The sequence below is a fragment of the Rhodococcus sp. NPDC047139 genome, assembly GCF_040643435.1.
GTDB lineage: Bacteria > Actinomycetota > Actinomycetes > Mycobacteriales > Mycobacteriaceae > Rhodococcus.
The window spans coordinates 318,574-338,705 of sequence record NZ_JBEYUH010000005.1; the positions used below are offsets into that span (position 1 = coordinate 318,574).

A 20,132-nucleotide genomic window follows, 5' to 3' on the forward strand; every position below is an offset into this window, starting at 1 on the left:
ACGACATTCGAGTACCGACCTTACGCGGTGATCGGTATTTTCATACCGATACTGGCTAGACTGCCTGCCATGGTGCGACTCCCTCTGACCCAGGAACAATTGGCTGCCGGCAAACGTCTGGGCGGGCGGCTGCGAGATGCCCGGGGCAGCAGGACGCTCGCCGAAGTGGCCCGGGCTGCTGAGATCTCACCGGAAACTCTCCGGAAGATCGAGACCGGACGACTGGCGACGCCCGCGTTCACCACGATCGCAGCACTCGCACGTGTTCTGCCAGTTTCTCTCGACGAGCTCGCCGAACTGTCCCTCTCCCGCACAGACCTGCAACGGACCGGGTAGCCGCGAACCACGGGCCGTAACAGCGACCGGCACCTGCAGCGATATCACGAGTCGAGATGCCGCGACAGCGAAGGGACCCGGATGTCGATGCAGCCTCCGCCGGACGGATACGGCGCTCCCCCTCCCCCGTGGCCCACCGACCCTCCGCCTCGACAGCCGAAGTGGCCGTGGCTGATGGGAGGCGCACTGCTCGTGGCGGTCGGCGCCGCCGTCGCCGCGCTCATCCTCACCCTGACCCGCTCGTCCGATCCGGAACCCGGGGATGCCGGCGCGAGCGCATCCGTACCCACCGTGACCGTCAGCCTGTCGCCGTCCGCCTCGGCTGCACCGCAACCGCAGACGAACCCGCCCGCAGCCCCGAGCAGCTTCCCGACCAACGGCACCCTGAAGGTCGGTGTGGACATCGAGCCCGGCGAATACGCGATACGTCCGACGAACGCGCTCGGTGGTTACTGGGAGCGGCTGTCATGCCTGACGGGTGACTTCGCGTGCGTCACGGCCAACAGCATCGTGCAGGGCAACAGCTACGTCACGGTCCTCCCGTCCGATGCGGCGTTGCGGATCGAGGATCTCGAGTTGACGGCGACCGGTGCTCCCGCACCGGCGCCGGCACCACCTGTGCGTCCTACATCTCCCGCGCCTGCCTTCGGCAACACCGATGGGCAAGGTTTCGTCGGCGCACCCGGGGCGCGCTGCAACCACACGAATCCCGCGGTCGCCATCGGGCAGACGAGCGAGTCGCTCGTCGTGGTGTGCGAGACCGGGACGGGACGCTTCTACTACAAGGGTGTGCGTACGGACGACGGATCGGCAATCGAAATCGACGACCCCGTGCCTTCGGGAGACGGGTTCACCGTGACGAACGCCGGCGTGCAATACAGCATTTCGCCGCGTTCGCTCGTCATCTCGGAAGGCTCGACGATCCTCGCCGAGGAACCCATGCTGCAGTACTGGTCGCGGTGATTCCCTAGGGGCGAACGACCGGTTGCCGCGCGCTGATCTTCCACGCACTGTGGAGCCCGCTCGGTCCGACTCCCCGGTCGACCGAGATCAGCAGGACGACGCATCCGATTCCCGACAGGACAACGCTCGTACCGAACAGGGCGGGATAACCGAACAGGTCACCGACCGCACCCGCGGTGAAGCCCGCTATGCCCTGTACGACGACGATCGCGCACGCGAGCAGCGTGTAGTCGCTGCCGGCGTGGTCCCTGTCCGCCGCATCCATCATGAGTGTGAACACCGCGACCGTCGCGGCCCCGCCGAGGACGTGTTCGGCAAGACTCGCCGAGACGATGAGCCCGAATCCGCCGTATCCGAGTGCTGCGATCACATACAGCACGAGGCTCGCGGTCTGGGTGACACCGCCGATCAGCAGCGCCTGCCGCCGGCCGCGCCGGAAGCACAACCATCCACCGAGCGCCGCTCCCCCGAGTGCACCCGCCGACGACAGAACACCCTTGACCAGCGCGATCTGCCCCAGGGTCAAGCCCGAATCGGACATGAAGGGGCCCACCATCGCCGAGCCCATCGAATCGCCGAACTTGAACCCTCCGATGAGAAGGATGAACGCGAGCATGCCGGGGCGGCGCAACCGGGCCCACCATGCCACCGTCATTCGTCGCGCGCTCCGCGGCGCCGGTTCCTCACGTTGCTCCGTTCGAGGCAGTCGCCACACGGGAATGGTCGTCAGCACCAGCAGCAGCGCCATCGCGAGGAACAGGCTGCGCCAGCCGGCAAGGGAGAACACCCACAGCAGCGCTCCCCCTCCGACGATCATCCCGATGCGGTACGCGCCGACCTGGATGCCGTTGCCCAGCCCACGTTGTGTCGGGCCGAGGAGTTGCACGGCCAGGCCGTCGGTCGCGACGTCCTGTGTGGCCGACACTGCGTTGACCACCGCGATTCCGACGAGCAACCACCGCAATGTGGAGGACAGATCCAGACACGCCAGGACCAACGACACCGCCGAGGCCGCGAGTTGGAGCGAGAGGAGCCATTGCCGCCGCGTCCCGTAATGGTCGACGTACGGCGCCCACAGGAACTTCAGCGCCCACGGCGCGAACAGCACACCTGTCGCGCTGATCGCAATCAGCGAGAAACCCGACTCACGGAGCACCACCGGAAGTGCCTGGGTGAAGAATCCGTAGGGCAGACCCTGCGCGAAGTACAGAGCCGCCAGCAGGGCAAATGTGCCGGTCGGTATGCCCAGCCGGGCCGGTGAGGTCATGCGGACATGGTCGCAGAAGGGTTCCCCGCCGCCCCGGCGAGCGCTCTCCTGGACCGATGGGATGATGGTGCGCGTGCCGATGCCCTCACCGTTGCCCGTCAAGAACGGGGTCGGTCCCACGCGACTGCGGGTTCCGACCTCCGGGCCGTGGGCGACGGTCGCCGAGTATGTCGTCGAGCGGTTCGACCATATGGATGCCGACGACCTCTACCGTCGATTCGACATCGGAGAGATCGTGGGCATCGACGGCCGGCCGGTCGGACGTGGCGCAGCCCTCGGGGAGCACACGTTCGTCTGGTACTACCGAGATCTACCCGCCGAGGAGCCGGTGCCGTTCCAGGAGGAGATCCTGCACGTCGACGACGATCTCGTCGTCATCGACAAGCCCCACTTCCTCCCGACGACTCCCGGCGGCCGGTACCTGCGGGAATCCGCGCTCGTCCGGTTGCGGACCCGCCTCGACAACCCCGATCTCACACCGATCCACCGCCTCGACCGGGCAACCGCCGGCCTGGTGATGTTCTCGGCCCGTCCCGCGACGCGCGGCGCATACCAGTCTTTATTCGAGAAACGGCAGGTCACCAAGGTGTACGAGGCGGTGTCGGCACGACCGGCAGAGTGGGATCCGGCGACGCCGGCACTCGCCGGCCGTGCTCTTCCCGTGCTCTACCGCAACCACATCGAGGCACGGCGCGGCGAACTGCGTGTGGTCGTCGACGACACCTGCGAACCCAATTCCGAGACCCTGATCGAGATGCTCGGGACGGGCGTGAGCAGGTCCGGGCGCAGCGTGCTGCACACGCTCCTGCGTCCCCACACCGGCCGGATGCACCAGCTGCGCGTGCATCTGGCGGCGCTGGGCATCGGCATCCTCGGTGACCGTTGGTACCCCGAGTTGCTGCCCGAGACACCAGACGACCACCGCCTCCCACTCCAGTTGCTCGCGCGGGAACTGGAGTTCGTCGATCCGCTCTCGGGGCTGCCGCGCCGGTTCGTCACCCGTCGCATTTTGGACGAAGCGCCGAATCCCAGAGGGTGAGCGTGTCGTCCTCCCTCGGACTTCTGCTCGGGTGATCCTCCGAAACTTCCGACACGGCCGGATCCACGAAATACGCTGGTGGATATGACCAAGGCCGTCGACGGCTACCTCCGATCACCGCTGTCGGGGATCGTGCCGTGGATAGTGATGTCGGTCCTGTCGTCGCCCGGGCGGTTCGAGGAAGCGGTGTGTTTCGCCCTCGGTCTCGTCCTGCTGACGATGTGGGTGGGGTCGCGGCGCGGCATCAAGATCTATGCCCTGGACGTGTTCGGCGCCTCGTTCTTCGCCGTGTTCGCAGTGGTGGGTCTGGTGGCATCGGAGGGTGTCATCGACTGGATGGAGATCTGGGCAGGTGAAATCACCAATCTCGCGCTCGCGGTGTTCGTGGTCACCACCCTGATCGCGCGCAGACCGTTCACCTTGCCCTATGCGAAAGAGGAAGTGCCGCAGGAGTACTGGACGTCACCACTCTTCTTGAAGATCAATTACGTGATCTCGGCGGTCTGGGCCGGTGCGTTCATCTTCTCGGCAATCGTCGGGGGCATCGGCGATGCAGTGATGGACGACCCCGGCAACTTCTGGACCGGATGGGCACTCCAGCTGGCGGCGATCTTCTTCGCAATCGCTTTCACCGAGTTCTACCCCGACTATGCCGGCGCGAAGGATGCGGCAGCACGGGGCGCTCCCGAACCGGCCCCGCCGCTTCTGGAGCTCGTCGACTGGTTGCCGACGTTCGTGCTGGTCGCGGGGATCTTCGGATGGGTCACCGATTCGCTACCCGACGCCCTGGGAGTCGCGATGATCATCCTCGGCATCATCGGAAGTGCGGTGATCGGCAGACTCTCACCGAAGACCGAGAGGATGCCGACGTGAGCGCGCCGATCCGGTGGTGCCGTGACTGTCGGCACTCGGTGTTCCCTGGCGCTATGGTGCCGAGGGAAGCTCGGCATCTTCCTTCACCGTTGCGCGGCGCGTACCCACCGCGAACAGCAGGGACCCCACGACGATCCACGTGACGAGAGTCAGGAGTGCGACCAGTCCGCCGGCACCGTCGAAGTACGCAGCCGAACGCACCAGGGTTCCGGTCGCGCCCGGAGGCAGCACCTGACCGAACACGCCGAGGCCGGAGGGGAGCCACGCCGAGGTCGTGGCGATGCCCGCAAGCGGATTCCCCAGGAACATCATGACCATCGCGCCGATGGTGAACCCCTTGGCGCCGAAGGCTGCCTGGAGACCGGCGAGAGGAAGAGCCAGCGCCGCGATACCGATCGCCATCGATGCAGCCACCGGCCAGAACGCCGATTCGATACTTCCGAAGGCGAACATGAGAACGGAGGCGACCACGATGCCACCGACCACCGCGAAGCCGAGCAATCCCGTCAGGTACCAACCGTTGCTGCGCGGGAGGATCTTCCGGAACGCAACGACGGGGACGATGCCGCCGAAGACCAGCGGGAAGGCCAGTCCTCCGATACCGACGCCCGTGGGGTCGGAATCGGGGAGCGGAACGACGTCCTCGACGGATACCTCTGCCTCACCCAACGCACCGAGCGCCTCGGCAGTCCCGGTGAGCGCGCCGGAGATCGCGGTCGAACCCGCTCCTGCAACCAATGCGCGAACGCCGGAATGGTCGACGACGAAACCACCCACGACGCTACGGTCGAGGATCGCCTCCCGCAGTTCCTGCTCCGAATCGAACCGTTGCGGCGCATAGGCGTCCGCCTCGGAGATCGCGAGGGAATTCGCGAAATCGTCTGCGCCGGAGTTCGTTCCGACGATTCCCACCGGCAGGCCCTGCGGCCCGCTCTTCAGCGACGGCATGATGAAGACCAGCAGCAACAGAAGGAGGATCACCCCCAGCCCGCACGTCATGCCCACCAGCGAGAGCGCCGGGTGAGGCTTGCGTGGGGCGGGTGTACCCGCCTCGGGAGCTGTCGTGTCGGCGCCTGCCATTGATGCTTTCCTGTCCGATGGAGAGAAAGTGGAGAATATTCCTCCACTTGTACCGGAGAATAATCCTCCGGCTAGCATCGAGGTGTCAAGCGAAGTTCCTCACAGCCCCGCAGACGGAAGAAGAGAGGGAGCCGTTGCGTTCCGATGCCGCGAAGCGCCGTCGGCTGATCGTGCAGGAAGCACGCCGGCTTTTCGCAGCTCACGGGAGTGACGTCGCACTCGAAGCGATCGCCGACGCCGCCGGAGTGGGAATCGCCACCCTCTACCGGAACTTCGAGTCTCGGGCCGCACTGGCAGATGAGGTCGCGCTGGCCATCCTCGGCGACATGCGAGCCGCCGGCGCCGATGCCCTGAAGTCGGTCGGCTCGTCCCCCGAGTCGGCGTGGACGGCTTACGTGCAGCGCCTGATCGAACTCGACCTGGGCGCTCTCTCCGCCACACTCGCCGAGTTCGTGACGGACCAGATTTCCGGAACGGTGAGACAGGCTCAGGCCGAGACGCTCGCCGGAGTCGAAGCGTTGCTCGACGCGGTCCGGCCCGCCGGACTCGTGCGCAGCGATCTGGATGCGCTGGAACTGGTCCTGGCGATCGGATTGATCACTCGTCCCTTGCCCGACGCGATTTGCGCGGCCACTCCGAACCTGGTCCCACGTTTGGTGTCGATCCTCCTGGCGGGTATGCGACCTGCCTGAGTCGAACACGATCTTGCGCACACACCCGGGAAGTGTTCGAATCGGCGCGTGAACAGCAGCGTGCGCCTTACCCAGGTCCTGCTTGTGACGATGTCGGCGTTCCAGGCAGCCCTGGCCGCCGGGGCGCCGTGGGGACGCGCTTCGTACGGAGGCAAGCACAGCGGCACGCTTCCCGTCGGGTTGCGTGTCGCGAGTGGGGTCGCGTCGTTCGTCTATGCCGCCGGCGCAGTCACGCTCGCCTCACCTCGCACCCGACCGAAGGTGAAAGGCGTACTCCGTCGCGGCTGTGTCGTGATCGGCCTGATCGGGACGGCAACCAATGCGCTCTCTCCATCACGACCCGAAAAGGTTTGGAGTGCTTGGTCTCTCGCACTGGCCACGAGTGCCCGGTACGGGCTGGGCCGGTCGCATCCTCGACAGGATCGCACCAGACGTTGAAGCGGAACGCCAGCGCGATCGTCGGGCACACGAAACAGCATCTTCCGCTGCCATCACACCGAGCGGTGATCGTCCATGTAGGCGGAAGCGTCCCCCACTCGACCTTACGTGCTGCGATGGTCTCGGCCCAGGCACCGGGATGGGATCCCAGCGCGCCGACTCTCTTCGGACGCACCTTTCCAATCTTCTATCCTCCCAGCGGGCTATTACCACCTACACGAGGCAGCGCTCGATCTACCTGCAACCGCAACTGGGTGTCGACCTGTAGCGGGGCCGATCCGACGCACCCCACTACAGGTCGAAGTGGAAACCTCACCGCATCTCGAATGCCGAACAGCCGTGTGAAGCCTTGTCATCCAGCAGCATTCGGGAAGCAGTTTTCACGCCCCAGATCACTCGACCACCGAACGAACGATCTCGGCGATGCGCTTCTCGGTGTCCTCGTCGACGGTCTCGAAGTACCACGCGGCGGGCATCAGCGCCCCGTCCACCCCGCCTGCAGGCCGAAACGCAGCCTTCTCGGTGATCGCGAGGTTCAAGCGTTCGTCATTGCGCAACGTCACGAGCGCGGGGGTGCCGGCCGTTTTCGCGTAGGCAGGCATTCCGTACCAGATCCGCGGCTTCAGGGTGGGCGCCGTGGCCACGATGATGTCGTGCACACGCTGCATGACCGCCCGCCGCGGTTCTTCCATCTTCGAGATCTTGTCGAGCACCTGCGCCAGGTTCTTCTCGTCCTTCGACGACATGGCACATCCTTTCGTCAGCCGACGCCGAGTGTCGGCGTATGAAGTTGGCGTATCGATACGCCGCACTCCATCCGGACATGTCCTGACTGCTCAGGCCTCTCCGCGATGATTCACGTGGTCGTCACGTGGAAGCGCAATCGGTGGAACATCCCACCGGGATCAGGATAGCGGTCATGCAGACGAATACCCCCCGATACGACGGATTCCGCCTCACGGTCGACCAGAACCCGACCCGGCTTCCGGCACGGAACAACGCAGTACTGCATACTCCCCGCGTACCAGCAGGCACATCACTTCACAGAATTGCTTTCCGCCGAGTAGCGAATCCGATTCCACAGGTGCCAGTTTCAGTGGGACACAGCACTGATTTCACAAGCTGCCTTCACGACGATTCATCGGTGTCACGCCCGTTCGAAGCCGGTCAGCCCTATATATATCCATTGGGAGCCCGACACCGGCGAAGTTCATCACCGCACCGACACGGTCGGCCTCCTCGGAATCATCCGGGACACGCAACTTTGGGCGACGAAACCCAGTTCGTGAATGACTCGCTCGAATACGATTCCGGCTGGCTCTGACATCGAACGACGAGAGGGCCTTCCATCGTCGATGGAAGGCCCTCTCGTCGTTTCGGGGACTAGCGCGGATCCTTCTCGCAGCCGATCCCGTCGTTTGTCGCTGTCCAGTCGCGGCGCGTAGCCCGGGTCGTCCCGGTACACGGGTGCGGCCCCGGCGTTCCACGCCTCTGTGCAGTTCTTGAACCCTCCGCTCGGTGCGGGACCGGGACGCGGCGCCGGCGCGGGTGCCGACTGCGGGGGTGCAGGTGCAGGTGCGGGCGCCGGTGCAGGCTGGGCGGGAGGCGCCAGCGGGTTCCAGGAACCGCTCGGGACGAGATCCGCGATCCCCACCGGGAGCAGCTCGGTCAGAGTGAATGCGCTGGCCGTAGCCGGAGCCGCCACGGTCAATGCCGCACAGCTCAGTGCAGCGGCAGCGAGACGCTTCATCTTCATGGTTGCCTTTCGAGTCGATCCGATCGCCCGAAATGTCCGGACTCGCTTGGGTGTCGGCACAGCGTCCGCCCCCGTTACACGGCCCGGTGAGCTTGTCGTGAGGCAACCGTCGTAAAGGTCCTCGCACGCCGAAGGGCCCCTCCCGCGGTGCGGGAGAGGCCCTTGCCGGAGAGAGGCAGCGGACTAGATGCCGGCTCCGTCCTGTTGCTCGGCATCCTCATCGGCGTCCTGCGGAGCGTGGTGGTCTCCGTCGTGGTCACGATGATGCGCGCCGGGTCCGCGTTCGTCACGGGTCTGGTTGTCACGGGCCTCGTCGCGGGGTCCGCGTTCGGGCCGGGCCGGACGGTCACCTTCGTCGGTATCACCGTCCGCTCGCGGTCCACGCGGTTGCTCCGTGTCGCCGCCACGGTCAACCGGTCCGCGGTCGCCGTCGCGCTGAACGTCCGGTGCCGTTGCCGAGTCGGGACGGTCGTGCCTGCGCTCGCTGAAGTCGTCGGTCTTCCGGCCGTCGTCTGCTTGCTGTGTGTCTTCCTGCGTCTGCGCGACCACCTCACCCGGACCTGTGGGCTCGTCGGTGGCCACTGCGGTTGCGACCCCCACCGATCCGGCCGCCACGGCCGCTGCCGCGACACCTGCGATGAGCCATCGCTTGTCGATGCGCATTGTCCGCACCCCTTTCCTTCCTGGTCCGCAATACCCAAGGTAGGAGCCGGAGATGAAACATTCCTGAGAAATGATTGAGGGTTCCGCGAGCCTTCGGCTCGGATCGGTTGCACTGCAACATATCTGTGCCCTGCGCCACATTGTGTCCGGGGTCACACGAGACGAGGACTACGCGAGCGACCTGGCCATCCCGCGCTGCATCGCCGCGATGATCCGGGGCCGCAGTTGGGCTGCGGGAACGATCCGGTGCACCGAGCCGACGCGCTGAGCGCTGGATGTTGTGGATGGCCCCGAACTCGGCAGCGATCTCGCCCAGCTTCTCGGAACGCACTGCGATGCGCAACGCTGCGAGTTCCACACCGAGGCCGGACTTCTCGCCGTCTTCCGCCGCCGCGAACCGCGCCTCGAGTTCGACGAGACGGACATCAGCGGCGGTGCGCTTGTCGACACCGCAGCTGAAGGCGACAGCGAGATACCACGAAGAACACGATCGGACCGTCGAAATTGACGATGGCGCAGCCGCTTTCGGCGCCGTACTCGAACTGCAAGTTGCGCATGTCCAGGGTCGGAGAACGTGCTCTACCCAGCCCCGTCTCAGCCCCAGCGCGGGGTGATCAGCCACCGATCCGCAGGTGCGCCACCACTGCTGCTCAGAAGGTGGTCTCACCTGCGGTTACTTCGGAGTACATTGCCGTCCACCTGGGGCGACGCAGCCCGACTACACGTTGAAGCGGAACTCCACGACATCGCCGTCGGCCATGACGTAGTCCTTGCCTTCCATGCGGACCTTGCCCTTGGCCTTCGCCTCGGCCATCGAACCGGCCGCGTCGAGGTCTGCGAACGAGACGATCTCGGCCTTGATGAAGCCCCGCTCGAAATCGGTGTGGATCACGCCGGCGGCCTTGGGAGCGGTGTCGCCCTTGCGGATCGTCCAGGCACGCGATTCCTTCGGCCCCGCCGTCAGGTAGGTCTGCAGTCCGAGGGTGTGGAAGCCGGCACGCGCAAGCTGCTTCAGACCGGCTTCGGTCTGGCCGATGGATTCGAGGAGTTCCATCGCCTCGTCCTCGTCGAGTTCGAGGAGCTCGGATTCGACCTTGGCGTCGAGGAAGACGGCGTCCGCCGGTGCGACGGCCTGACGCAGTTCCTCCTTGCGCTCCTCGTTCGTGAGCACCGCCTCGTCGGCGTTGAACACGTAGAGGAACGGCTTGGCGGTGAGCAGGTGCAGATCACGCAGCAGTTCGGTCTTGACCTCGGTCTGGGCGGAGAAGATGGTGCGGCCGTCTTCGAGGATCGCCTGCGCCTTCTTCGTCTCGTCGAGCTGCGCGACGAGTTCCTTGTTCTTCCGGGACTCCTTCTCGAGTCGCGGCAGGGCCCGCTCGATCGTCTCCAGATCGGCGAGGATCAGCTCGGTGGCGATGACCTCGATGTCGGCCATCGGGTCGACCTTGCCCTCGACGTGGACGACGTCCGGATCGTCGAACACCCGCACCACCTGACAGATGGCGTCGGCCTCACGGATGTTGGCGAGGAACTTGTTGCCCATGCCCTCACCGGCGGACGCGCCCTTCACGATGCCGGCGATGTCGACGAACGACACGGTAGCCGGGAGAATGCGTTCGGAGCCGAAGATCTCGGCAAGCCGGTTCAACCGCGGATCGGGCAGTTCGACGACGCCGACGTTGGGCTCGATGGTGGCGAACGGGTAGTTCGCTGCCAGCACGTCGTTCTTGGTCAGCGCATTGAACAGCGTCGACTTGCCGACATTGGGAAGACCGACGATTCCGAGGGTAAGGCTCACGGAATCGGTATTCTACGCGGCCGCTCTCGGCCTACTTCACCCGCACGCCACGCGCACCAGTTGCGCGATGCGCGCCGCCTGATCCTCGTCGGGCACGGTCGATCCGTTCGTCGCCAGTTCACCGACCTTCGCGTTGACTTCCTGGTCGCTAGCGCCCGCGTCGATCAACGGACATGCCTCTGTGACGATGGACTCGATCGACTGCGTCTCCCGGTCGGCCGAGAGTGCCGGGAAGCCCGCACGGAAGGCCGCGACGAAGACGTCGAGCTTCGCCTCGTCGAAGATGTCCCCCGCCCGGTCCGCAGCACTCGACGCGACGCTCTGAACCGACGAGATCGCTCCCTCTGCCTGGTCCTGCACGCTCGTGACAGCGACGCTCGCCGACGAACGCACGTCTTCTTCGCCGGGGGTGTCCTCGGAGCTACACGCGCTGAGCGCGAATACTGCGACCATCGCCGTCACCGCCACAGGAAAACGCATCCACCGCGTCGCACTCGTTCGATTCGTCACGTTTCGAGAATGCCACGACAGGGGACTCTTCACCGCCGTTTCCGGTGCGCGTCCGGAGCCCGCGCGGCGCTCGGTCACCGTAGATTGGCGACTGTCGATCGGTATCGAGCTCGATACATGTCGGAAGGACCGTCGTTGACCGAATCGAAGACCGCGCCCGGTGAGAGCAGCAGTGGCAAGCCGGTGAAACCCGATCGGGCGAGCCTGCTCGGAGCCGGCGGGATATGGCTCGCCAAGTGGTCGGCCTGCCTCGTCGTCATCGCCGCCGGCGCCGTGGTGCTCGGCTGGATCATCGCGAAAATGTGGGTGATCGTCCTCCCGGTGGCCCTCGCGATCGTGGTCTCGACCATCCTGTGGCCGCCGACCCGAGGCATGACCAAACGCGGGGTGCCGCCGGCAGCCGCAGCCGGACTCACCCTGGTCATGTTCTTCGCCGTCGTCGGTGGCATCATCGCCGGAATCGTGCCGTCGGTGATCGATCAGGTACCCGATCTGGCCAACAAGGCGACCCAGGGCATCAACACCGTGCAGGACTGGGTGAAGGGGCCGCCCATCAATCTGCGCGACGAGCAACTCGACAACGCGGTCAACGCTGTCGTCGAACGGGTGCAGGGCAGTGCCGCGACCATCGCCGGAGGTGTCTTCACCGGCGTGAGCACCGCAGGTTCGCTGCTCGTGACACTCGGTCTGGTGCTCGTGCTGACGTTCTTCTTCATCAAGGACGGCCCGCGATTCCTTCCGTGGCTGCACCGTGTCGGCGGTGGCCGCGCCGGACGTCACCTCGAAGAGGTGCTCGGCCGCATGTGGGACACGCTGGGCGGGTTCATCCGCACGCAGGCCCTGGTGAGCTTCATCGACGCCCTCTTCATCGGTATCGGCCTGCTGATCCTCGGGGTCCCGCTCGCGCCCGTGCTGGCGATCCTCACCTTCATCGGCGGATTCATTCCCATCGTCGGCGCGTTCGTCGCGGGCGCGTTGGCCGTCCTCGTGGCGCTGGTCGCCAACGGCTTCACCACCGCCCTCATCGTGCTGGTCCTCATCATCGCGGTTCAGCAGATCGAGGGGAATGTGCTGCAGCCCGTGCTGCAGTCGCGGTCGATGAACCTGCATGCGGCGGTCGTGCTGCTCGCCGTCACCGCGGGGTCGTCGTTGTTCGGCATCGTCGGTGCGTTCCTGGCCGTGCCCGTCGCGGCGGTGGCCGCGGTGGTCATCCGCTACATCGGCGAGCAGATCGACGAGCGCGCCGACGAGGGACAGGAGGAGACGAAGGCGCTACCTGCCCCGGGCGACACCTCGGTCCCCGACCCGAAGACCTCCTCGCCGCAGCCCTCCTCGCCGGAGGCTTCTACCCCGGAGGAGTGAGTGTGGCTCAGCTCGCCATGCGAACGGTGGATCCCGAGCGGCCACGGATCACGTGCAGCCTGCTCGGGATTCGCTGCCGCATCTCGTCGACGTGACTGACCACGCCGACCACGCGGCCACCGGCGCGCAGTTCGTCGAGCACGCCCATGACGGCCTCGAGCGAATCGGCGTCGAGACTGCCGAATCCCTCGTCGATGAACATCGTGTCGAGCACGAGACCACCGGCCTCGGCGGCAACGACGTCGGCCAGTCCGAGAGCGAGCGCGAGGGATGCCTGGAAGGACTCCCCTCCCGAGAGGGTTTTCGTCGAACGCACGGCGCCTGTGTACTCGTCGTGGATGTCGAGTCCGAGTCCGCCGCGGCGCCCCCTCGTCTCCACGGCATCGGAGTGCACGAACTCGTAACGGCCACCCGACATCCTGCGGAGCCGTTCGGACGCAGCGTCGGCGACTTCCTCGAGTCGCGCCGCGAGCACGTACGAGCGGAGCGTCATCTTCTTGGCGTTCGCGCCCATCCCGGCCACGATGTCGGCGAGCGCGGACAACTCGGCGTGCTCGTCGAGGAGCGGAGCGAGTTCGGCGCAGGCACGCTCGAGTCGCTTCGTGTAGGTCTCGATATCGAGGTGCCGACGTTCGGCCTCGGTTGCCGCACCCAGCGCAGCCTCGACTGCGACGGCACCCTCGTCCACCACGGCGCGGGCCGCCGGCAGGTCGGCGACCTCGTGGCCGGTGAGGGCCGCGATCGCCGGATCGTTCAGCGCGGAGGTGGCCACGGCGCGTTCGTCGTCGGCCGCGCGCAGCACGCGGTCGATCTCGGCGAGTCGCTCGGACGAGCGGATTGCGGCGCGCGCACTGTCGAGGTCGGCGAAGCCCGCCTCCACAGCCTCGGCACGAGCGTCGGCGGCACGCTTCTCGGCGACCGCTCGAGCGTGAAGGGCGGACGAGCGGGCGTCGAGCAGTGCGGTTGCGGCAGAGGAGAGCCCGGCGACCCGAGCGCGGCGCGGTTCCAGCAGGTCGAGGTCGCCGACGGCTTCGACGATTCGCTCCCGGATCTCAGCACTCTCGGCCGTTCGCACTGCCTCTTCGCGTGCGAGTTCGGACAGTTCGACGTCGAGCCGCTTCTCCTGCTCCGCCAGCACGGCATCGAGCTTGCGGAGATCCTCCACCTCCGCGCGCAGGTGGTCGAGGCGTCCGGCAGTGGTCGCGGTCTCGCCGTGGACCCGGATCGCCTCGTCATGGGCCGCAGTGAGTTCGGCGAGTTCGGCGTTGCCGCAACGCTGCCGGAGAACGGCGACGGTACCGGACAACTCGGTGACGGCCTCGCGCGCCTCGGACAACGCGGTGGCGGCGCGTTGTTCGGCGAGGTGCGCGCGTTCTTCGTCGGCCTTGGTCGCGGTGTCGGGGGCAGGGCGGGCAGGTGCGGGGTGCTCGGTGGATCCGCACACCGCACAGGGATCTCCGTCGGCCAGACGCGCCGCAAGTTCGGCGGCCATTCCGTCGATCCGCCGTTGCCGGATGTCGAGGTGTGTGGCGCGAGCGTCGTTGAACTCGGAATGGAGCTTCAGCACCCGGGTTTCGAGGCGTTCGAGTTCGGTTCGGCGCGAATCGAGTTCGGCCGCGGCATCGAGCGCGTCGGCGGCACGATCGCGCGCGGCCGACAATCCGGGGAGCATCGCTGCCGCTCGTTCGGCTTCGGCGACCGCAGCGGCTGCGGCGGCCGACCGTTCGGGTAGTGCGGCGCGTTCGTCGATCACCTGTTGTCGCTCGTCGGCGAGAGCACTGCCGCGCGCAGCGAGCTTCTCTTGTTCGGCCTCGATCTCGCCCAGCCGGCGTCGCCGGTCGAGCAGGACGTCGAGACGCGCTGCCTCCGAAGACCATTCCTCGCATCGAGGGCGAATGATGTCGCGATCGGTTATGGCCGGCGTCGGACCGATGTCGGCGAGCAGCCTGCGCCCCTCGTCGTCGTCCTCGAGCGGAGCCGCGGCTGCAGCGGCGCGTGCGAGGGCAGTTTCGGCGTCGTGCGCGAGTCGCTCGGCCTCCTTGTCGAGGACGGCGACGCTCACGGCTCGATGTGCGGCATCGCGTTCGGCGATCATCGCGACACGCTGTGGTTGCGTCTGCTCGAGTTCGGCCAGGACACGCTGTGCGTCGTGGCGCCTGCGAAGTCGGTCGGCGAGAGCGAGTGTCTCGTCGAACGCGCGCCGGTTGGCTTCGTCGGCCGCGCGGGCGCGTCGCAGTGCCGTGGCGGCGACGTCGCGGTTCTCCGCGGCATCGGCGAGCAGTCGATGTGCCCACTCCACGGGGTCGGCGTCGGCACCGGCCTCGATCCCGGCGGACGCGGCGACCTTCGCTGCGAGTACCTCGACCTTCTTCTGTTGCTCGGCAAGAAGTTTGGTGCCGGCTCCACGGCGATCCCGGAACCACTGCTCGACGTCGCCGAAGCGGGTGGTGTCGAACAGCCGCTCGAGCAGTTTGCCGCGCTCGTCGCTGCCGGCCCGCAGGAACCGGGCGAAATCGCCTTGCGGAAGAAGAACCACCTGGAAGAACTGTTCGGCACTCATCCCGAGCAGCGACTTGACGACATCGCCGATGTCCGGGATGCGCGACAGATTCTCCCCCGACCCGTCGAGCCACGTGAGATTGGCTTTGGCCTGTTGCTTGACGGTGCCCGTGCCACGCAATTTCGCTCGCTCGAATTCGGGGCTGCGTTCGATGCGCAACCGGCGACCCGCGATGGTCGCCTCGAGCCGGACCTTCGGCACCGCACCCGCCGGCGCGTGGTCGGACAGCAACCGGCGACCGTCGGCGCGTGCACCGGGCACGGTGCCGTAGAGCGCGAATGCGACCGCGTCGAGGATCGAGGTCTTGCCCGCTCCCGTCTGTCCGTGCAGCAGGAACAGCCCGTCGGCCCCGAGTTCGTCGAAGTCGATCTCGACGGTGTCGGCGAACGGACCGAAGGCGGTGATCTCGAGGTGGTGCAATCTCATGCCGGCACGTCCGTTCGCCACGGCGCGTCGGCCTCCGGTGCCTCCCCGATCCCCCGGCGACGGTCGACCTCTCGCAGGGCTTCGTCGATCCAGCGACGTTCACGCTCGGTTGGTTCGGAACGCACGTCGGTGAGGAACGCCGAGGCGATGTCGCGGTCGCTGCGCCCGCGCACCTTGTCGCGATAGCTGCCCTCCGTCGTCCCGGCGGGTCGCTGCCACTCGACGTGCACGGCGAAGCGGAAACGCTCCTGCAGGCGACGCATGGCGTCGAGCGGGCGAGTTGTGTCGGTCAGCACGGCGGAGACGTAATGCTCCTCGACGGCGGTGTACGCCGGATCGGCCAGCAGTTCCTCGAGTTCACCTTCGAGGCGGGTGAGTTCGCGGATCACGGGGAGATCGACGCGCTCGACGGAGGCTGCGCCGGAGCCGTCGAGATCGACGACGAAGACCGCCTTGCGGTGGGTGCGCTCACCGAACGAATACGGCAACGGCGACCCCGAGTAGCGGACCGTCTCGCTCACCGTCTGCGGGGAGTGCAGATGGCCGAGCGCGACATAGTCGGCACCGTCGAAGGACGACGCGGCCACCGTCTCGACTCCCCCGACGGAGATGGACCGCTCGGAGTCGCTGGCCTCTCCTCCGACGACGAAGGCGTGGGCGAGGACAACGGTGCGGCCGTCGCGAGATGCGGCGTCGGCGCGCACCCGGTCCATCGCGGCGTCGACGATCTGCTGATGCGACCGGGCTTCGGGGACGCCGAGTTCGGCTCGCGTGATCTCGGGTTCGAGATAGGGGATGCCGTAGAAGCAGACCGGTCCGTGATCGTCGTGCAGGACGACCGGGCTGTCGATCTGCGACACGCGGGTGATCAGATGCAGACCGCCGTGGGCGGCGAAGGCTGCGCCCGCACCCAGGCGAACCGGAGAATCGTGGTTTCCGGAGGTGGCGACGATGACCGCACCGGCCTCGCGGATGGCCTCGAGACCGGCATTGCACACGGCGACCGCCTCCGAACTCGGAATGGACCGGTCGTACACATCGCCCGGCACCACCACCACGTCGATGCTGCGTTCAGCCACCAGTTCCGCGATCGCGCGCAGCGCACGCGTCTGGTCGGCGAGCAGGTCGACCCCGTGGAAGGTGCGACCGATGTGCCAGTCGGATGTGTGCAGTATCCGCATGTGACAGACGGTAGAGGAGAGGGCCGACACCTCCGGATCGCGGGTGGATGTCGTCGGGATGAGGCATCATCCGCCACATGACAGCACTCACGGCACTCGGCCTGCTCGTCGCGCTCGGTCTCGGAGTGGTGCTCGGATGGCTGCTGCGAGCCTCCCGCGACGGTGAGCGCGCAGCCGGTGCCGAGGCCCGGCTGGCGGCCCTGCGCGACAGCGAGGAGCAACTGCGCCAGTCGCTCGCAGCCGTGAGCGAGGATGCCGCCAGACGGCAGTCCGGTGCCATCGGCGACCAGGTGTCGCGGCTCGTCGGCCCGTTGAACGAGGCGGTGGGGGCCCTCGCACGGCAGGTCGAGGACGTCGAACGCAGTCGCGTGCACGCCTACGCCGGACTGAGCGAACAGGTCGAGGGCATGCACCGCGCATCCCGGCTGCTCTCCGACCGCACACAGCAGCTGGTCACGGCCCTGCGAGCGCCGCAGGTCCGCGGACGCTGGGGCGAGATCCAGCTCGAGCGGGTCGTCGAGCTCGCCGGCATGGTGCGGCACTGCGATTTCGACACCCAGGTGAGCAAGGATGGCACGCGACCCGACCTGCTGGTCTATCTCGCCGGCGGAAAACAGATCGTCGTCGACGCGAAAGTACCCTTCGCCGCCTATCTGGACGCCGCCGAGGCCGAGGACCCCGACGAACGCGGGCGGCATCTGACGCGCCACGCGCGGCAGCTTCGTACCCACATCGACCAGCTGTCTGCGAAGGCCTACTGGGAGTCCTTCGACCCGACACCCGAGTTCGTCGTGTTGTTCGTGCCGGGAGATCCGTTCCTCGACGCGGCTCTGGGCGCCGACCCCGATCTGCTCGAGCACGCCTTCGCCCGGAACGTCATCCTCGCCACCCCGACCACGCTCGTCGCTCTCTTGCGCACGATCGCCCACACCTGGCGTCAGGAAGCGCTCTCACGCGACGCGGCGACCATCCATCGGCTCGGCCGTGAGCTGTACCAGCGGCTCGGCGTGGTCGGTTCGCATCTCGACCGGCTCGGCAGCCAGCTCGGCAAGGCCGTCGATTCGTTCAATCTCACCGTCTCGTCGATGGACAGCCGGGTGGGCGTGACGGCCCGCAAGCTCCACGACCTGGAGATCTTCGACGGTGAGCTACCCGAAATACAGCCTGTCGACGTCTGGCCGCGGCGGAGCACTCTGGCAGAAAGAGTGGTCGCCGACGGTCCTGTCGACGAGGCCGGCTGACGTCGTCACGCTAATGTCTACAGTGTGTCTGCAACCCAACGTGCACGCTCGGCGGTACCGCTCGACATGCGGTCGTTGGTTCCTACGGTGCCCGGTGTGCCCTCATGGGCCGCTGTGGCGATCGCAGCGGGGGCAACGATTCTCGGGGTGCTGCTCGACAGCGCACGAGGGAACGAACTGACTTCTGCGTTCACCGTGTTCTACGTGCTCGGCTGTGTGGTGGCCGCAGTAGCAGTGCGCTATCGCGGACTGTTCGCCGCCATGGCCCAACCGCCTCTGCTGTTGCTCGCCGCAGTGCCGATCGGTCAGGAGTTCGTATCCGCCACGAGCACGGACGGACTGAAGGATCTCGCACTCAACGTCGCTTATCCGCTGGTGAACCGATTCCCCGCGATGCTGGTGGCGACGGTACTGGCGTTGGCGATCGGTGGCTTCCGGATCTACGTGACCCGCCAGAACACGGGCGTACGCGCCCGGGCACCGCGCGAGCGGACGAAGCCGCGTGAAGCGGCGACCCGCACTGCCGCCTCCGGCCGCCCGACGCGGCGTCCGACCCGGGGGCGACCGTCGACGGCGGCGACCTCCGATGCTGCTCGCGGCGGCACCACCGCGGGCCGGAGGACACCGAGCGCGAAGGCCTCGGTTCGAGAGGTCGAGGACACCCGTCCGCGCCGCCGTGCCCGCGCCGCACGACCGGACACCGAGCAGCCTGTTCCCCGACGTGCGCGGGCTCCTCGTACCCCGGAGCCTCCGCGGGTCGAGGACCGCGAGCCGCGCCGCCGTCCGGCGCCACCGGCGGCAGATCCGGGCCGACCCGCCGCCGCACCGACATCGGTGCCGACGCAGGCGTACGAGGCACCGCGCGTGCGGTACCGCGATCGCTACGAGGACTGACGCGGCGTCACGGCCGGAGTCCGGGCTGCGTGGCCGGGCTCAGGAACGACGCGACCCGCGCAGTTCGCGCGGCAGTGCGAACACCAGCGTCTCGTTGGCGGTCGTCACCGGCCGGACATCGTGGAAGCCGTGTTCGGCGAGGAACTGCACGACGCCCTGTACGAGGATCTCGGGGACCGACGCGCCCGAGGTGATGCCAACGGTCTCGACACCCTCGAGCCAGGCCGGGTCGATCTCTCGGGCGAAGTCCACGAGGTGTGCTGCCTTGGCGCCCGCCCCGAGGGCCACCTCGACGAGCCGCACGGAGTTCGACGAGTTCCGCGAACCCACGACGATCACCAGGTCGCACTCCGGTGCCATCGCCTTCACCGCGACCTGACGGTTCTGCGTCGCGTAGCAGATGTCGTCGCTCGGCGGATCCTGCAGTTGCGGGAACTTCTGGCGGAGCCGCTGCACCGTCTGCATCGTCTCGTCGACGCTGAGGGTGGTCTGGGACAACCAGATCACCTTCGAGGGATCGCGCACGGTCACCGAGTCGACGGCGTCGGGACCGTCGACGAGCTGCACGTGGTCGGGGGCCTCCCCAGCGGTTCCCTCGACCTCCTCATGTCCTTCGTGACCGATGAGCAGGATGTCGTAGTCGTCGCGTGCGAATCGCTTCGCTTCCTGGTGGACCTTCGTCACCAGCGGACAGGTCGCGTCGATGGTGCGCAATTGCCTTTCGGCTGCGGACTGGTGGACCGCGGGCGACACCCCGTGCGCGGAGAACACGAGAACGGCGCCTTCGGGCACCTCGTCGGTCTCGTCGACGAATACCACGCCGCGTTCGGCGAGAGTGTCGACCACGTGGCGGTTGTGCACGATCTCCTTGCGGACATAGATCGGCGCACCGTACTTGTCGAGCGCCTTCTCGACCGTCTCGACCGCCCGGTCGACGCCGGCGCAGTAACCGCGGGGCTCGGCGAGGAGAACGCGCTTTCCGGAGTTGGAGGGACCGGCGGATCGTGCGATCCCGACTTCGAGAGGAACAGGCGCAGACATGCCTCCAGACTA

The 20,132-nt window shown here is 67.0% G+C and carries 18 protein-coding genes and 2 pseudogenes; 9 read left to right on the forward strand and 11 right to left on the reverse strand.

The window, feature by feature from the left end; translation table 11 throughout:
* Positions 1-69: 69 nt before the first annotated feature.
* Together ABZ789_RS08905 and ABZ789_RS08910 are read left to right on the forward strand one after the other, a co-directional pair.
* Entirely contained in the window at positions 70-336 is a 267-nt protein-coding gene (locus tag ABZ789_RS08905; protein WP_358422015.1) for a helix-turn-helix transcriptional regulator, read from the forward strand.
* An 81-nt stretch (positions 337-417) separates the two neighbouring features.
* The gene (locus ABZ789_RS08910) at positions 418-1,299 is read left to right on the forward strand and encodes a hypothetical protein (protein ID WP_358422018.1); all 882 of its coding nucleotides are present in this window, start codon (positions 418-420) and stop codon (positions 1,297-1,299) included.
* Between the two features lie 4 nt (positions 1,300-1,303).
* On the opposite strand, the gene ABZ789_RS08915 is transcribed toward ABZ789_RS08910, so the two are convergent.
* Entirely contained in the window at positions 1,304-2,566 is a 1,263-nt protein-coding gene (locus ABZ789_RS08915) for an MFS transporter (protein WP_358422021.1), read from the reverse strand.
* 64 nt (positions 2,567-2,630) lie between these two features.
* Here ABZ789_RS08915 and ABZ789_RS08920 point away from each other — a divergent pair, with 64 nt between their 5' ends.
* Entirely contained in the window at positions 2,631-3,605 is a 975-nt protein-coding gene (locus ABZ789_RS08920; protein ID WP_358422173.1) for a pseudouridine synthase, read from the forward strand.
* Positions 3,606-3,689: 84 nt separating this feature from the next.
* A complete protein-coding gene (locus ABZ789_RS08925) occupies positions 3,690-4,478 on the forward strand; it encodes a hypothetical protein (RefSeq protein WP_358422024.1) in 789 nt (262 codons plus the stop codon).
* Between the two features lie 51 nt (positions 4,479-4,529).
* Here the strand turns inward: ABZ789_RS08925 and ABZ789_RS08930 are convergent, their stop codons facing one another.
* Positions 4,530-5,558, reverse strand: coding sequence for an ABC transporter permease (locus tag ABZ789_RS08930; protein ID WP_358422027.1), 1,029 nt, complete (start codon positions 5,556-5,558; stop codon positions 4,530-4,532).
* A gap of 134 nt (positions 5,559-5,692) precedes the next feature.
* Between ABZ789_RS08930 and ABZ789_RS08935 the strand changes: the two genes are divergently transcribed.
* Positions 5,693-6,250, forward strand: coding sequence for a helix-turn-helix domain-containing protein (locus ABZ789_RS08935; protein WP_358422030.1), 558 nt, complete (start codon positions 5,693-5,695; stop codon positions 6,248-6,250).
* A gap of 48 nt (positions 6,251-6,298) precedes the next feature.
* Positions 6,299-6,688: a hypothetical protein gene (locus ABZ789_RS08940; protein ID WP_358422033.1), complete on the forward strand. Its 390-nt coding sequence runs from the start codon at positions 6,299-6,301 to the stop codon at positions 6,686-6,688.
* Positions 6,689-7,080: 392 nt separating this feature from the next.
* On the opposite strand, the gene ABZ789_RS08945 is transcribed toward ABZ789_RS08940, so the two are convergent.
* The 6 genes and pseudogenes from ABZ789_RS08945 to ABZ789_RS08970 form a co-directional block, all read right to left on the reverse strand.
* Positions 7,081-7,434 (reverse strand): DUF1801 domain-containing protein, encoded by a 354-nt coding sequence (locus ABZ789_RS08945; RefSeq protein WP_358422036.1) that lies wholly within the window; start codon positions 7,432-7,434, stop codon positions 7,081-7,083.
* A gap of 637 nt (positions 7,435-8,071) precedes the next feature.
* A pseudogene (locus ABZ789_RS08950) lies at positions 8,072-8,444 on the reverse strand (excalibur calcium-binding domain-containing protein).
* A 183-nt stretch (positions 8,445-8,627) separates the two neighbouring features.
* Complete coding sequence (locus ABZ789_RS08955) at positions 8,628-9,107, reverse strand: hypothetical protein (RefSeq protein WP_358422039.1); 480 nt, start codon at positions 9,105-9,107, stop codon at positions 8,628-8,630.
* 168 nt (positions 9,108-9,275) lie between these two features.
* Positions 9,276-9,664 (reverse strand): annotated as a pseudogene (locus ABZ789_RS08960) (hypothetical protein); the annotation flags it as partial.
* A 161-nt stretch (positions 9,665-9,825) separates the two neighbouring features.
* Positions 9,826-10,905, reverse strand: a complete 1,080-nt coding sequence (ychF, locus tag ABZ789_RS08965) for a redox-regulated ATPase YchF (RefSeq protein WP_358422042.1) — start codon at positions 10,903-10,905, stop codon at positions 9,826-9,828.
* Positions 10,906-10,941: 36 nt separating this feature from the next.
* Complete coding sequence (locus ABZ789_RS08970; protein ID WP_358422176.1) at positions 10,942-11,385, reverse strand: hypothetical protein; 444 nt, start codon at positions 11,383-11,385, stop codon at positions 10,942-10,944.
* A gap of 147 nt (positions 11,386-11,532) precedes the next feature.
* On the opposite strand from ABZ789_RS08970, the gene ABZ789_RS08975 reads away from it, so the two are divergent.
* Positions 11,533-12,777, forward strand: a complete 1,245-nt coding sequence (locus ABZ789_RS08975) for an AI-2E family transporter (protein ID WP_358422045.1) — start codon at positions 11,533-11,535, stop codon at positions 12,775-12,777.
* Positions 12,778-12,784: 7 nt separating this feature from the next.
* Here the strand turns inward: ABZ789_RS08975 and ABZ789_RS08980 are convergent, their stop codons facing one another.
* Positions 12,785-15,763, reverse strand: coding sequence for an SMC family ATPase (locus ABZ789_RS08980; protein ID WP_358422048.1), 2,979 nt, complete (start codon positions 15,761-15,763; stop codon positions 12,785-12,787).
* Positions 15,760-16,944 (reverse strand): exonuclease SbcCD subunit D, encoded by a 1,185-nt coding sequence (locus tag ABZ789_RS08985; RefSeq protein WP_358422051.1) that lies wholly within the window; start codon positions 16,942-16,944, stop codon positions 15,760-15,762. The genes ABZ789_RS08980 and ABZ789_RS08985 overlap by 4 nt, the downstream gene beginning before the upstream one ends.
* A gap of 77 nt (positions 16,945-17,021) precedes the next feature.
* Between ABZ789_RS08985 and ABZ789_RS08990 the strand changes: the two genes are divergently transcribed.
* Entirely contained in the window at positions 17,022-18,185 is a 1,164-nt protein-coding gene (locus tag ABZ789_RS08990) for a DNA recombination protein RmuC (protein WP_358422054.1), read from the forward strand.
* 24 nt (positions 18,186-18,209) lie between these two features.
* Positions 18,210-19,079, forward strand: a complete 870-nt coding sequence (locus ABZ789_RS08995) for a DUF6542 domain-containing protein (protein ID WP_358422057.1) — start codon at positions 18,210-18,212, stop codon at positions 19,077-19,079.
* Between the two features lie 39 nt (positions 19,080-19,118).
* Here ABZ789_RS08995 and ABZ789_RS09000 read toward each other — a convergent pair whose 3' ends face one another.
* On the reverse strand, positions 19,119-20,120 hold the full coding sequence (locus ABZ789_RS09000) for a 4-hydroxy-3-methylbut-2-enyl diphosphate reductase (RefSeq protein ID WP_358422060.1): 1,002 nt from the start codon (positions 20,118-20,120) through the stop codon (positions 19,119-19,121).
* Between the last annotated feature and the right edge of the window lie 12 nt (positions 20,121-20,132).

Excerpts from the sequence above, each read along its gene's own strand:
- ABZ789_RS08905 (WP_358422015.1), top strand. The coding sequence starts at position 70 with ATGGTGCGACTCCCTCTGACCCAGGAACAATTGGCTGCCGGCAAACGT.
- ABZ789_RS08910 (WP_358422018.1), top strand. The coding sequence starts at position 418 with ATGTCGATGCAGCCTCCGCCGGACGGATACGGCGCTCCCCCTCCCCCG.
- ABZ789_RS08915 (WP_358422021.1), bottom strand. The coding sequence starts at position 2,566 with ATGACCTCACCGGCCCGGCTGGGCATACCGACCGGCACATTTGCCCTG.
- ABZ789_RS08920 (WP_358422173.1), top strand. The coding sequence starts at position 2,631 with ATGGTGCGCGTGCCGATGCCCTCACCGTTGCCCGTCAAGAACGGGGTC.
- ABZ789_RS08925 (WP_358422024.1), top strand. The coding sequence starts at position 3,690 with ATGACCAAGGCCGTCGACGGCTACCTCCGATCACCGCTGTCGGGGATC.
- ABZ789_RS08930 (WP_358422027.1), bottom strand. The coding sequence starts at position 5,558 with ATGGCAGGCGCCGACACGACAGCTCCCGAGGCGGGTACACCCGCCCCA.
- ABZ789_RS08945 (WP_358422036.1), bottom strand. The coding sequence starts at position 7,434 with ATGTCGTCGAAGGACGAGAAGAACCTGGCGCAGGTGCTCGACAAGATC.
- ABZ789_RS08955 (WP_358422039.1), bottom strand. The coding sequence starts at position 9,107 with ATGCGCATCGACAAGCGATGGCTCATCGCAGGTGTCGCGGCAGCGGCC.
- ABZ789_RS08970 (WP_358422176.1), bottom strand. The coding sequence starts at position 11,385 with ATGCGTTTTCCTGTGGCGGTGACGGCGATGGTCGCAGTATTCGCGCTC.
- ABZ789_RS08975 (WP_358422045.1), top strand. The coding sequence starts at position 11,533 with ATGTCGGAAGGACCGTCGTTGACCGAATCGAAGACCGCGCCCGGTGAG.
- ABZ789_RS08980 (WP_358422048.1), bottom strand. The coding sequence starts at position 15,763 with ATGAGATTGCACCACCTCGAGATCACCGCCTTCGGTCCGTTCGCCGAC.
- ABZ789_RS08985 (WP_358422051.1), bottom strand. The coding sequence starts at position 16,944 with ATGCGGATACTGCACACATCCGACTGGCACATCGGTCGCACCTTCCAC.
- ABZ789_RS08990 (WP_358422054.1), top strand. The coding sequence starts at position 17,022 with ATGACAGCACTCACGGCACTCGGCCTGCTCGTCGCGCTCGGTCTCGGA.
- ABZ789_RS09000 (WP_358422060.1), bottom strand. The coding sequence starts at position 20,120 with ATGTCTGCGCCTGTTCCTCTCGAAGTCGGGATCGCACGATCCGCCGGT.